Source organism: Phycicoccus sp. DTK01, assembly GCF_017312765.1.
GTDB classification, from domain to species: domain Bacteria; phylum Actinomycetota; class Actinomycetes; order Actinomycetales; family Dermatophilaceae; genus Phycicoccus; species Phycicoccus jejuensis.
This window is the reverse complement of sequence record NZ_BOPU01000001.1, coordinates 337,009-349,138: the sequence shown is the minus strand read 5'-3', so window position 1 is coordinate 349,138 and position 12,130 is coordinate 337,009. Positions and strand designations below refer to the sequence as shown.

General features: G+C 75.1%; 12 protein-coding genes. 2 read left to right on the top strand and 10 right to left on the bottom strand.

Features of this window, described 5'->3' with window-relative positions:
• Positions 1-31: 31 nt before the first annotated feature.
• The 6 genes from J3473_RS01550 to J3473_RS01525 all read right to left on the bottom strand — a co-directional run bounded on the left by J3473_RS01550 (position 32) and on the right by J3473_RS01525 (position 7,201).
• Complete coding sequence (locus tag J3473_RS01550; RefSeq protein ID WP_030528973.1) at positions 32-412, bottom strand: DUF3040 domain-containing protein; 381 nt, start codon at positions 410-412, stop codon at positions 32-34.
• Between the two features lie 62 nt (positions 413-474).
• Positions 475-1,773 carry a DNA polymerase IV gene (gene dinB, locus J3473_RS01545; protein WP_207021631.1) on the bottom strand — a complete coding sequence of 433 codons (1,299 nt, stop codon included), beginning with the start codon at positions 1,771-1,773 and terminating at the stop codon, positions 475-477.
• Between the two features lie 18 nt (positions 1,774-1,791).
• Positions 1,792-2,565: a bifunctional 2-polyprenyl-6-hydroxyphenol methylase/3-demethylubiquinol 3-O-methyltransferase UbiG gene (locus J3473_RS01540; protein ID WP_030528971.1), complete on the bottom strand. Its 774-nt coding sequence runs from the start codon at positions 2,563-2,565 to the stop codon at positions 1,792-1,794.
• Positions 2,566-2,610: 45 nt separating this feature from the next.
• Positions 2,611-6,489 (bottom strand): DNA polymerase III subunit alpha, encoded by a 3,879-nt coding sequence (locus J3473_RS01535; RefSeq protein WP_306790173.1) that lies wholly within the window; start codon positions 6,487-6,489, stop codon positions 2,611-2,613.
• An 8-nt stretch (positions 6,490-6,497) separates the two neighbouring features.
• Positions 6,498-6,911, bottom strand: coding sequence for an SAV_6107 family HEPN domain-containing protein (locus J3473_RS01530; protein ID WP_036830319.1), 414 nt, complete (start codon positions 6,909-6,911; stop codon positions 6,498-6,500).
• Between the two features lie 14 nt (positions 6,912-6,925).
• Complete coding sequence (locus tag J3473_RS01525; protein WP_207021630.1) at positions 6,926-7,201, bottom strand: DUF6504 family protein; 276 nt, start codon at positions 7,199-7,201, stop codon at positions 6,926-6,928.
• 220 nt (positions 7,202-7,421) lie between these two features.
• On the opposite strand from J3473_RS01525, the gene J3473_RS01520 reads away from it, so the two are divergent.
• Positions 7,422-7,958: a YbaK/EbsC family protein gene (locus J3473_RS01520; protein WP_207021629.1), complete on the top strand. Its 537-nt coding sequence runs from the start codon at positions 7,422-7,424 to the stop codon at positions 7,956-7,958.
• A 53-nt stretch (positions 7,959-8,011) separates the two neighbouring features.
• Complete coding sequence (locus J3473_RS01515) at positions 8,012-8,485, top strand: heme-degrading domain-containing protein (RefSeq protein WP_242525611.1); 474 nt, start codon at positions 8,012-8,014, stop codon at positions 8,483-8,485.
• On the opposite strand, the gene J3473_RS01510 is transcribed toward J3473_RS01515, so the two are convergent.
• From J3473_RS01510 to J3473_RS01495, 4 genes are all read right to left on the bottom strand, one after another.
• Positions 8,445-9,443, bottom strand: coding sequence for a low specificity L-threonine aldolase (locus J3473_RS01510; RefSeq protein ID WP_207021627.1), 999 nt, complete (start codon positions 9,441-9,443; stop codon positions 8,445-8,447). The two genes, J3473_RS01515 and J3473_RS01510, sit on opposite strands and share 41 nt — an antisense overlap.
• Before the next feature lie 222 nt (positions 9,444-9,665).
• Entirely contained in the window at positions 9,666-9,875 is a 210-nt protein-coding gene (locus tag J3473_RS01505) for a DUF1963 domain-containing protein (RefSeq protein WP_207021626.1), read from the bottom strand.
• 373 nt (positions 9,876-10,248) lie between these two features.
• Positions 10,249-11,169 carry a LysR family transcriptional regulator gene (locus tag J3473_RS01500; protein WP_207021625.1) on the bottom strand — a complete coding sequence of 307 codons (921 nt, stop codon included), beginning with the start codon at positions 11,167-11,169 and terminating at the stop codon, positions 10,249-10,251.
• A gap of 91 nt (positions 11,170-11,260) precedes the next feature.
• Positions 11,261-12,106 carry an LLM class flavin-dependent oxidoreductase gene (locus J3473_RS01495; RefSeq protein ID WP_207021624.1) on the bottom strand — a complete coding sequence of 282 codons (846 nt, stop codon included), beginning with the start codon at positions 12,104-12,106 and terminating at the stop codon, positions 11,261-11,263.
• Positions 12,107-12,130 lie beyond the last annotated feature (24 nt).

Below are 12,130 nucleotides of genomic sequence, written 5' to 3'. Positions count from 1 at the left end.
GTCCGCCCACCGCTGCTGCGGCGGGCAGGATTCACCAGTTGCCGCCCTGGCGGCGCTCCCAGCGCTCGTCGAGCCGGTCGATGAGCGAGCTCTTGCGGCGGGGGCGGCCCTTGGCCGGCTGGACGCCGCCCTCGGGGCTGACGACGCCGAGGTGGGCCTTGCGGGGCGGGGTGACGGCGTAGGCGACCGAGGCGACCATGAGGGCGAAGCCGATGGCCCCGACCCACATCGTCGTGTTGACCCCGACGAGGACGAGACCGAGCCCCGCGACCAGCCCGAGCACGCCGATGATCCACCGTCGTCGCTGGAGGGACCCGCCGCCCTTCATGCTGGAGGCGAACTTCGGGTCCTCGGCGGCGAGCGCCTGTTCCATCTGCTCGAGCATCTTCTGCTCGTGGTCGGAGAGGGGCACAGATCCTCCCTGGTCGGCCCAAGGCGTCCTCACGACGCCCCCGGGGGTGTAGCTCTGGAATGTCAGGATATGTCGCGTCGTCCTCCCACGGAAGCGGATGGACGAGGTTGCACACCAGACGGACGAGGTTCGACGTCCGTGGGGCGGGGACGGACGAGGCTGGCCGGCCGGACCACCCCCGAGCCGAACCGCGCGCGGGCCCGGTCGACCGCCCGGTCGGCGTCCCGCCAGCCGTGCTCGGGCTCGCCGAGCACCCCCTGCAGCGGGGCCTCCGTCGCCGGGACGAGACCGGAGAGCCGGACCCCGACGAGGCGGATCCGGGCGCGCTGGAGGCCGAGGGCGTCGAAGAGGGAGACCGCCGTCGCGTGGAGCGTGCGGCCGCTGTCGGTCGGTTCGCGCAGCGTCCGGGAGCGGGTGATCGTCGTGAAGTCGCTGAACCTCACCTTGAGGGTGACGGTCCGCCCGGTGAGCCCGGCCGCGCGGGCCCGGGCCGCGGTGCGGTCGCCGAGCCCGAGGAGGCGCCGGCGGATCTCGGTGGCGTCGTCGATGTCGGCCTCGAAGGTCTCGTCGCTGCCGATGCTCTTCTCGCGCTGCTCGCGCTCGACCGGCCGATGGTCACGCCCCCAGGCGAGCTCGTGGAGGTGGCGCCCGGTGGCCGTGCCGAGCGCGCGCTCGAGCGTCGCGAGCGGCGTGTGGGCGATGTCGGCGACGGTGTGCAGGCCGAGCCGGGTCAGGGCCTCCTCGGTGCGGTCCCCGACCCCCCACAGCGCCGCGACGGGCAGCTGCTGGACGAACGGCACGACCTCGTCGCGCGGGACGACGACCATCCCGTCCGGCTTGGCCAGCCCGGAGGCGAGCTTCGCGACGAACTTGCTCGGCCCGACCCCGACGGAGCAGGTGATGCCCTGCTCGTCGTGGACGGTGTCGCGGAGCATCTGGGCGATGGCCGCGGGGCTGCCGAGGCGGCGCAGCGCCCCGGAGACGTCGAGGAAGGCCTCGTCGAGCGAGAGCGGCTCCAGGTGCGGCGTCACCGACCGGAAGGTCTCCATCACCCCGGCCGAGATCGTCGCGTAGAGGTCGTGGTCGGGGCGCAGCACGGTGGCCTGCGGGCAGAGGCGACGGGCCCGGGACATCGGCATGGCGGAGGCGACCCCGAACCGGCGCGCCTCGTAGGTCGCCGACAGGACGACGCCGCGGGTGCCGCCGCCGATGATCACCGGGGTGCCGACGAGCTCGGGGTGGGCGAGCAGGCTCGCGGACGCGTAGAAGGCGTCCATGTCGACGTGGAGGACGGTGCAGCCGGTGTCGTCGGGCGGGGTGTCGACGAGCCGCTCGGGCAGCGCGAACTGCCGCCGGCTCACGGGGCGCTCCCCCGGTGCTCAGCCCCGGGTCGCGAGGACGTGCAGGGCGCTGCCGAGGCTGCCGAGCACCGGGTGGGCGGTGTCGGCCGCCGCGGCCTCCTCGAGGGCGGCGAGGGCGGTGCGGTCGGCCTCGGAGTCGAGCAGCGCGGAGGGCACGAGGTCGGCGAAGACCCGCACACCCTGGACGTGGACCGGGGTGAGGCCCTGCGCCTGGACGAGCGCGACGACCGCGGCCTCGTCGAACCGCCGGGGCGCGGGGTCCTCCTCGCCCCAGCGCCCGTCGGGGCGCTCGAGGACCGCGCGGGCCCGGTCGAGCCGGCCGGCGAGGGCGTGGGTGAGGACGGCGTGCAGGCGCTGCGCGACGACGAGGCTGAAGGTGCCCCCGGGGGCGAGGAGGCCGGCGGCCGCCCCGACCGCGGCCGCGGGGTCGTCGACGACCTCGAGGGTGCCGTGGAGGCAGACGAGGTCGAAGGGCTCGTCGGCGCCGACGAGGGAGGCGACGGTGTCGGCGTCGCCCTGCAGCGCCCGGACCCGGGCCTCGACACCGCGCTCGCTCGCGCGCCGGCGCAGCGAGAAGAGGGCGTCCGGGCTGGGGTCGACGACGGTGAGCTCGTGGCCGGCGACGGCGAGGGGCACGGCCGTGCCGCCGGTGCCGCCGCCGAGGTCGAGGACCCGCAGCGGCCGGCCGAGCGCGGTGCGGCGCTGCTCGGCGTGGGCGTCGAGGACGCGCTGGACCGCCGTCGTCCGCGACCCGCTCGCGGGGCCGGGCCGCCGGCCGCGGTCGTCGGACACGGTGGGTCTCCTCCGGGACGGTGGGGCGCTGGTGCGGTGCCCACCCTAGTGTCCCGAGCTGCCGGGGCTCGCGTGCCACAGCTTGCGCGGCGGCAGCGCCGGGGTCGCGGCCGCCGCGGCCGGGACGACCCGCCCCGGGGGCGTGCCCGGGACCGGTCGCGGCATCCCGCCCGGGTGGTCGAGGACCGGGGCCCCACGGCCGGCGCGGGGGTCGGCGCCCGCCGGCTTGATGTCGGCGTACGGCGACTGGCGGAAGCCGGAGGCGTGGACGAGGACCCGGCGCCCGGAGCGCTCGGCGGCCTCGCGGGCGGCGTGCTCGGCGGCCTCGGCGCGGGCGACCGCCTCGGCCTCCCCCGCCGCGACGGCGGCCCGCACGGCCTCGAGCCCGCCGAGCTGCCAGGCGTCCCAGAGCGCCGCGAGCTCCCACGCACCGGTGGCGCGGATGGAGACGCCGCGGTCACCGGTGCGGCGCAGCACGCCGCGGACGAGGAGCAGCCACGAGTGGAAGACGACCCCGGAGTACGGGCCCTGGACGTCCTCGAAGAAGGTGCAGTCCGAGGGCCCGGTGCCGTCGTCGAGGGTGAGGAAGACCACCCGCCGCCCGGAGCGCACCGGCGGGGTCTGGGTCGCGACCTTGACCCCGGCGACCCAGACCTCCGAGCGGCTCCGGGAGCCGACGAGGTCGCGGCTGCGGGTGACCCCGAGGGCCTCGAGCAGCGGCTCGTAGAAGCTGACGACGTGGCTCGAGACGTCGAGGCCGAGCACGTCGAGCTCGGCCCGGACCCGTTCGGCCCCGGTCATCTCGGGCAGCCCGGCCCCGGCGACGAGGCGCGGGCGGTCGCCGAGGTCGAGGGTCAGCTGGGTCGGCTGCTCCGCGGCGGGCACGACCTCACGGGCGGCCCGGCTCTGCGCGGCCGCGCGGAGACGGACGTCGACCCCGCCCGCCTCGACCTCGGCCGCCGCGGAGGTCGGCAGCGCCCGCCGGGCGGCGCGCGCCCCACGGGAGCGCCCGCTCCCCCGGTCCCAGCGGTCGAGCTCGGCGACGTGGAGGAGCAGGTCGCGGCGGGTGACCCGGCCGCGCCGCCCGAGCCCGCCGTCGGCCGTCGTGCCGTGGAGGGAGTCGAAGGCACCGGCGAGGACGAGCCGCTCGACGACCGGGCGGCTGACCCGGGCCCGGGCCCAGAAGTCGCCGAGGTCGGCGTAGGGCTGGCCGGCGACGACGCGGGCGACCTCGGCCTCGCTGATGCCCTTGACGTCGGCGAGCGAGAGCCGGATGCCGTAGGGCTGGGGGTCCTGCTTCCACCCCGGGCGCGGGTCCGGGGCGACCTCCTCGACCGGCTCGATCCGGTAGACCTCGCGCGAGGCGTTGACGTCGAGGCCGAGCACGGGGATGCCGAAGGAGCGGGCGTCGTCGAGGAGCAGCCGCTTGGGGTACATCCCCGGGTCGTGCGTGAGGATGCCGGAGAGGAAGGCCGCCGGGTGGTGGGTCTTCAGCCACGCCGAGTGGTAGGTCGGCAGCGCGAAGGCCGCGGCGTGCGCCTTGCAGAACCCGAAGGACGCGAAGGACTTGAGGACCTCCCAGATCCGGTCGCGGTCCTCGGCCGCGTAGCCGCGGGCCGCGGCCGCCGGGCGCCACCACGCCTCGACCTCCTGCTGGCCGTGGGGGGTGCCCATCGAGCGGCGGACCTCGTCGGCCTGGGCCAGGCTCACCCCGGTCGTCTCGGCGACGATGAGGAGCACCTGCTCGTGGAAGACGACGACGCCCTCGGTCTCCGCGAGCGCGGGGACCAGGCTCGGGTGGAGGAAGCGCGTCTCGCGCCAGCCGTGCCGGGACTCGAGGAACGGCGTGATCATGTCGGACTTGACCGGGCCGGGCCGGAAGAGCGAGATGTCGACGATGAGGTCGTCGAAGGCGGTCGGGCCGAGCTTGCCGACGAGCTCGCGCTGGCCGGGGCTCTCGATCTGGAACATCCCGAGGGTGCGGGTCGTGCGGATCAGCTCGAAGGTGTCGGGGTCGTCGAGCGGCACCTGCGCCTCGTCGTCGAGGTCGATGCGCTCGCCGGTGACCCGCTCGACCTCGGCGACGGCGTGCGCCATCGAGGACTGCATCCGGATGCCGAGGACGTCGAGCTTGAGGAAGCCGAGGGTCTCGACGTCGTCCTTGTCGAGCTGGCTCATCGGGAAGCCGAGCCAGGACGCCTCGACGGGCGTGCGGTCGAGCATCCCGGCGTTGGACAGGACGACGCCGCACGGGTGCAGGGCGATGTGGCGGGGCAGGCCGTCGAGGGACTCGACGAGGTCGAAGAACTGCGCCATCCGCGGGGAGTCCAGGCCGCGGCTGCGCAGCTCGGGCAGGTCGGCGATGGCGTGCCGGGCGTCCTTGGCGCGCACGTGCGGGAAGGCCTTGGCGATCTCGTCGATCTCGAGCGGGGGCACCCCGAGCGCGGCCCCGACGTCGCGGACGGCGTGGCGGACCTTGTAGGTGTCCATCATCGAGACGCACGTGACGCGCTCGCCGCCGAAGCGCTCGAGGACGGCCTCGTAGATCTCGGTGCGGCGGGCGGACTCGACGTCGACGTCGATGTCCGGCAGCTCGGCGCGCAGCGGGGAGCAGAACCGCTCCATGAGCAGCCGGTGGCGGATCGGGTCGACCCCGCTGATGCCGAGGAGGTGGTTGACGAGGCTGCCGGCGCCCGAGCCGCGGGCCGCGACCCGCACGCCGCGGGCCCGGATGAGGTCGGTGACCTCGGCGACGGTGAGGAAGTACGTCGGGTAGCCGAGCGAGCGGACGACGGTGAGCTCGGCGTCGAGCCGGTCGAGGACGACCTGCCGCTCGGTGTCGGTGGCGTCCGGGTAGCGCCGGCCGACCGCCGCGCGGCAGCGCTGCGCGAGGACGTCCATCGGGTCGGTGCCGGGCTCGATGCCGAGGATCTCGGGCTCGGGCAGGTGGACCGCGCCGATGCCGAGGTCGTCGCGGGCGTGCTGGACGCACTCGGCGGCCACCCGCGCGGTCATCGCGAGGAGGCGCTGCGCGCGGGCGGTGTCGCCGCCGGTGACGGTGAGGGCCCGGGCGTGCATGTCGGCGGTGCTCGCGAGGTGGCCGGCGTCGGTGACCCGGTCGAGGTGGCGGGAGTCGAGGACGACGAGCCGGCGCGCGGCGTCGAGGACGTCGACGGTGCGCACCTGCCCCGGCTCGGCGTGCCGGACGGCGGCGCTGAGGACCGCCGTCACGCCGGCGGCGTCGGCGAGGGCGAGCATCCGGCCGGCGTGCGACCGGCAGCCGGGGGTGCCCTCGGGGCCGCCGTGGAGGACGACCTCGACGGCGAGGCCGTCGCGCGGCAGGAGCGCCCGCCAGCGGGCGAGGAGGTCGCGGGCGTGCTCGCGCTGCCCGGCGAGGACGGCCCGCCCGACGTCGGAGTCGGGGCCGAGGAGGACGACGAGGCGTGCGGGGGCCGCGGCGTCGTCACCGGCCGGCGCGGTCCACCGGGCGAGGAGGGCGGGGGTGGTGACCGGGATACCGCGCTCGCCGCGCAGGTGGGTCTCGGTGACGAGCCGGCAGAGGGAGGCCCAGCCGGCGCCCGCGGCCGCTCCCCCGCCGCCGCCCCGGCCGAGGACGGTGACCCGGGGCCGGCGCGGGTCGACGATCGCGCCGCCGCGCACCGGCGTGCGCGCCCGCCGCACGGGCGGGGCGGGCAGGAGGTCCTCGACGGCGAGGTCGACCCCGAGGACGGGGTCGACACCCGCCGCGCCGCACGCCTGCGCGAAGCGGACCGCGCCGTAGAGGCCGTCGCGGTCGGTCAGCGCGAGCGCGCCCTGGCCGAGGTCGACGGCGCGGGCGACGAGGTCCTCGGGCTGCGAGGCGCCGTAGCGCATCGAGTAGCCGGAGGCGACGTGGAGGTGGGCGAACCCGTCGGCGGTGGGCACGGCGGGCCTCAGGCGGAGCGGACGGGCGCGAGCCGGCGGGCGGCGGGGGCGACGGGGACCCCGAGGCGGGCCGCGACGAGGTCGAGGAGGACCTCGGCGTCGCGCAGGAGGTCGTCGGCCTCGCGGGCGGTGACCCGGACCAGGCCGGTCTCGACCCCGACCCGGTGCCCGGTCACCGCGGCGAAGCGCTCGGCCCACTCGGTGAGCTCGGGCGCGGTGCGGGCGACGAGCGCCCAGACGTCGTGCGGCCCGGCGCCGGGGGCCTCGGGCGCCGGCCGGGAGGCGACGAGCGCGGCGGCGGCGCGCAGCGCGGCGAGCGAGGCCGCGAGGTAGCGGGTGGAGGCCCGGCCCGCGACGCAGGCGTCGGCGAGGGAGGCGCGGGAGCGCTCGAGGAGGTCGAGGGTGGTGGCGGCGTGGGGCATCGGTCTCGTCCGTCTCAGTCGTGGGCCCGCAGGAGGAGCCAGTGGTCGTCGTCACGGCCGAGGTCGAAGACCCCGACCGGCCCGGACGGCGGGCGGGCCTCGACCCGCCACACCCGCCGCTCGGTCGCGGTGGCCGCACCGTCCTCCCCCACCTCGCGCCACCAGGCGCGCCGCTCCTGCCAGGCGTCGAGGACGGCGCACACGGTGTAGCGCCGCCCCCGCCAGACGAAGGAGCGCGGAGCCGGGTCGGCCCCCGCCACCTCGAGCGGGTCGTCGTGACGACGCACCATGAGGCACCTCCGGACGGGCAGGACCGATCGCCCGGCGACCTCGCGGGGCCGGTGGACCGGTGGGGGATGTTCGAACGCGTGTTCGACCTGATGACCACTGTAGACCCCCGTCCCGACATCCCGTCAAGCGGTTCCGAGGACCCGGACCGGCTCGTCCGGGGCGCCGCGACACCTCCCCGCACACCTCCCGCACGGGGCCCCGCGTCACTACGCTGCGGTCATGTCGACCGACCCCGCCGGCGTGGCCGCCGCACCCCCTCCGGAGCGCGACCTCACGACCCACCGGCGCGTCGCCGGGGTCCTCGAGACCCTCGCCCTGCACCACGTCCGCCCCGAGCTGCGCCAGCTGCCCGGGGCGGTCCGCACCGCGCAGGCCGCCGCGGACGCGCTCGGGGTCTCCCCCGCCGAGATCGCCAACAGCCTCGTCTTCGTCGCCGTCGGCGCCGACGGCTCTCGCACACCGCTGCTCGTCCTCGCCTCGGGCGGGCACCGCGTCGACACCGCGAAGGTCGCGAGCCTCCTCGAGCTCGACGAGCTCGAGCGGGCCGACCCCGACTTCGTCCGCGAGCACACCGGGATGGCCATCGGCGGCGTCGCGCCTGTCGGGCACCCCCAGCGGCTGCGGACGGTCGTCGACGTCACCCTCGGGCGCTACGACCGCGTCTGGGCGGCCGCCGGCCACAGCCACGCCGTCTTCGCGACGACCTACGACGAGCTGATCCGCATCACCGGCGGCCAGGCGATGGACGTCGCCTGACCCGGGACCCGACCGGCGCACGGATCGGTTGACAGGTGCCCCATGATGGCGCTGTGGACCAGTGGCCGACGACGGAGGACATCGCGCGGGCGGAGGACGAGATCGTCCTGCCCGAGCTCACCGAGCAGACCGCCTACGCCCTCGGCCGCCGGGCCGTGGAGGCGGGCCTGGAGCAGGGGCTGCCGATCGCGGTCGGGGTCTGGCGAGGAGAGCGCCAGCTGTTCCACTGCGCGCTCCCCGGCTCGACGCGCGACAACAACGAGTGGCTGCGCCGCAAGGGGCGCGTGGTGATGCGGTTCGAACGCTCCTCGCTGTACGTCGCCCGACTGTGCAAGGACCAAGGAACTTCTCTCGCAGAGAAGTTCGCGCTGCCCTCGTCACGGTTCGCCGCCGCTGGCGGCGCCGTCCCGCTGCACGTCCGGGGGGCCGGTGTCGTCGGGTGGATGGGGGTCTCCGGGCTGCCGCAGCTCGAGGACCACCGGTTCGTCATGAGGATCCTGCGCGAGCACCTCGACGCGCGGCGCTGACCAAGGTCCTCATCGCCGTCAGCTGGTCCTCGACGTCCCAGTCGAGGGTCGCGTCGCCCACGGTGAGCTCGGTCATCGCCCAGCCCGGCACCTCGGCCGGGCGCCACCGGCTCGCCAGCGCGACGTGGTCGGTCTCCATGACGCGCAGGGTCGCCTCCTCCAGCGCCTCGACCGGGGCGTCCACGAAGACCCGGAAGGCATTGGTGTGCGGCGGGTCGGGGTGGACCCGCACGTCGTCGACCGAGCCCAGGCCCGCGGCGAGCTCCCGGGCACGCGTGGCGTACGCGGCCATCCTGGGCAGACGGCGGCGCAGCCCGTCACGTGCGCCGACCGCGTAGGGCAGCATCGAGAACAGCGTCCCCCCGTGCCTGGTCCGCCAGCGTCGGGCCTGCGCGACCAGGTCCTGCGGACCCGCCAACGCGGCGCCGGAGACTCCACCGAGTCCCTTGTAGAACGAGACGTACACGGAGTCGAACAGGGCGGCGATCTCCGCGTGCGGGCGGTCGTAGAAGGGTTGGCTTTCCCACAGCCGGGCCCCGTCGAGGTGGACCGGCACGCCCCGCTCGCGCGCCCGGTCGGTGAAGGCGACCAGCTCCTCCCACGAGGGCAGCAGGTAACCGGCATCCCGGAGGGGGAACTCGAGGCTCACCGCGGCCAGCGGCTCGGCCAGCCGGTCGAGGTCGTCGACGGTCGCGGGACGTGGCTCGTCGGTCAGGTGCTGCACCCGCAGGTGGTGCATCTCGGACAGGGCGTCCAGCTCGTGCACCACGAGGTGGGAGAGCCCGTGCACGGCCACCGCGTCGGTGGACGACCGCTCGGCCCAGGAACGCATCGCGGCCTGCTGCGCCATGACCCCGCTGGGCATGAACACCGCCGACTCGGTGCCCAACAGCTGCGCCACCTCGTGTTCCAAGGCCTCGACCTCGCCGCCGGCGCCGTACCGGTCGAGGTCGGGCACGGTCGCCGCGTCGGCCAGCTCCGCCAGCCACCGCCCGGGCGTGATGTCACCGTGCCCGACCAGCCATCGGGTACACCCGCGGCGAGCCGCCGCTCGACGATCGGCAGGTGTCGCTTCGTCCGTCATCTCGCGAGCGTAGCCCGCCGGCACGGTCGCGTCAGTGGTGACATCCCTGCGCCGCAACGCGACTGGCAGTGACGACGCGCAGTCCGTGACGGTGGTTCAGCAGCACTGCCAGGTGAACGAGATGGCGGTGGGGTCGTCGTTCGCAGCGTCGCCCGTGCGCGACAGCCAGTAGAGGGTTCCGACGTCGCCCCACATCATGTCGAGGTCGTCGTCGCTGTCGACCTGGATGAGCAGCTCCCACCGCTCGGCCTCCGGGTCACGACACGGCCGATCCGGCCGCTCTCTGCGACGTCCGTCCGCGGCCACTGATCGAGTTCATCACTTGTGCCGACGAGCGCGACCTTCCGCGACACCACGGTGATGGCACGGTTTCTCGGCCGTCCGTACTCATCTGCCGCGTGGAAGACGGTCATGGTGGCGCATGAACTGCGCGACGAGGTCGCTTCGCCGGTGGTGTGCTCCAAAGGCCCTGAGCAGTCGGGGCGGGGCGCGTGTAGGTGGGGCTCGGTCGTCCCGTGGTCGATCGCCGCTCATTCGTCCGCCGCTTCGCTGCACTGACTCCAGCCATCGCCGGCCATTCAGTGTGGGACCGGCGGCGCACCATGATGTCCCGGCGACGACCACCTGTCCCGCCCGGCGACGTCGACGCCCTCGGACGGTTCATGCCGCTCTGAGGCCGTCAACCCCCGAGGTCCCCGGTCCCGCAGGCTCGCGCAAGCTCATCGACGGTCGCGGTGATGGCCGGGCGACCGTCAGCGGAGGATCGCCACAGAGCGTGGATCCGACGCATCGGCGGCGATGAGACCCGGACCACCCGCACCGACGCCGGCAACGGGCCCCGCCCCATCCTCGGGACGAGTGCCATACCCAGCCCCTCTGCGACCATCTCGATCTGGGTCGGGTACTCGCTGACCTGGTGACCGAGCACCAGCTGACCGGCTGTCGCGCCGAAGACCTTCTCGAGGAGCTCGTGCGCAACCGAGCCGGGCTCATAGAGCCACCGGTCCCCCTCGAAGTCCCGGAGGTCGACCTCCTCGCCCGCGGCATTCCGGTGCTCCTCGTGCACGAGGACGTCGGAGACGTCGTCGCCGAGGTGTCGACCGCGCAGGCCGTCGGCGACCTCCATCGGCAGGCCCTCCCAGTCGTGGACCACGGCGACGTCGACCGCCCCGGAGCCCACGAGCTGCGCCGCGCGGTGGGACGGCACCTCCACCGCGCGCAGGTCGAGCGCGGGCCACGACCGCAGAAGTCGCGCCATGGCCGACGGCAGGATGCCCCGGGCCGCGCTGGGGAACGCGGCGATGCTCACCTCGCCGGTCACGGTCTGCGCCTGCGCCTGGATGGTCGCGTTCATGCTCTCGAGCTCGACGATGATCCGCCGGGCGGAGTCGGCGAGGATCGCGCCGGACTTCGTGAGCACCGCTCGCCGCCCTTGCCGTTCGACGACGGCCTGCCCCAGGTCACGCTCCAGGCGGGCGATCTGCTGGGACACCGCCGACGGGGTGTAGCCGAGGGCGGCTGCCGCGGCCGCGATGGATCCGTGCTCGGCGAGGGCCTCGACGGCTCGGAGCCCGACGATGCTCACGGTCAGCTGCGACATCACCCCTCCGTCCACGAGCGTGTACGCACGCCGGCCTCTGCGAGCCTAGTGCCGCCCGAACGGGGGCGGCAGCCGGTCTCGCTGAAGGCGGCTAGACGCCCGCCTCGATCCGGGCGAGGAGTCCGTCGTACCACCCGGGTTCGGGCTTGGCGGTCTCGATCCACCAGGTCGCCCCTGCGTCCACGTAGTCGGGCAGCTCCGGCGCCAGGGAGCCTGGTCGGTCCGCGACCTCGGCCCACACCGCCAGCTCGAAGTCGCGCTCCCCGCCGTCGCGGTGCGTCCTGGCGAGGTCGCGGACCCACCGGATCTGCTCCACCGAGGGTCGCGCCAGGCGTCCGTCCGCCCAGGTGATCGGGACGGCCCCGTCCCAGCGCAGGGCGCGCAGCATCGGTCGACGCCGCGGCAGGGTGCCGCCCACCCAGACCGGGATGCGGGGTCGCTGGACCGGGGTGGGCGTGAACCGGACGTCGGTGACCGTGTAGTGGGGACCCTCGTGGGAGAAGGGCTCACCGCTCCACAGCCCCTGCAGAACCTCGAGCCCCTCGTCGAGCATCTCGGCTCGCACGACCGCGTCGGCCTCGTCCCCGAAGAGCTCGAAGTCGCCCCGCGCCGGGGACCCGATACCGACGCCGAGCACGAGGCGTCCGCCACTGAGGAGGTCGAGCGTCGTCGTCTGCCTCGCGAGGACCGAGGGCCGTCTCCGCGACAGGGGTGTGATCATCGTGCCCATCGTGATCCGCTCGGTGCGCTCCGCGACGAGGGCCAGGACCAGCCACGGGTCCTGGACGTCCGGCCCGCGACCGTCGTTGGCGAAGACCATGTGGTCCCAGAGGAAGAAGCCGTCGAAGCCCGCCTCCTCGGCGAGCACCGCGAGGCGGACCAGTTCCTCCGGGGTGCGGGCGAAGTTGGGGGCCGCCAAGCCACGGCGAAGGCTCATGAGTGCGCGCCGAGGGCGTCGCGG

Excerpts from the sequence above, each read along its gene's own strand:
- J3473_RS01530 (WP_036830319.1), bottom strand. The coding sequence starts at position 6,911 with ATGCCCCACGCCGCCACCACCCTCGACCTCCTCGAGCGCTCCCGCGCC.
- J3473_RS01525 (WP_207021630.1), bottom strand. The coding sequence starts at position 7,201 with ATGGTGCGTCGTCACGACGACCCGCTCGAGGTGGCGGGGGCCGACCCG.
- J3473_RS01520 (WP_207021629.1), top strand. The coding sequence starts at position 7,422 with ATGTCGACCGACCCCGCCGGCGTGGCCGCCGCACCCCCTCCGGAGCGC.
- J3473_RS01500 (WP_207021625.1), bottom strand. The coding sequence starts at position 11,169 with ATGTCGCAGCTGACCGTGAGCATCGTCGGGCTCCGAGCCGTCGAGGCC.
- J3473_RS01495 (WP_207021624.1), bottom strand. The coding sequence starts at position 12,106 with ATGAGCCTTCGCCGTGGCTTGGCGGCCCCCAACTTCGCCCGCACCCCG.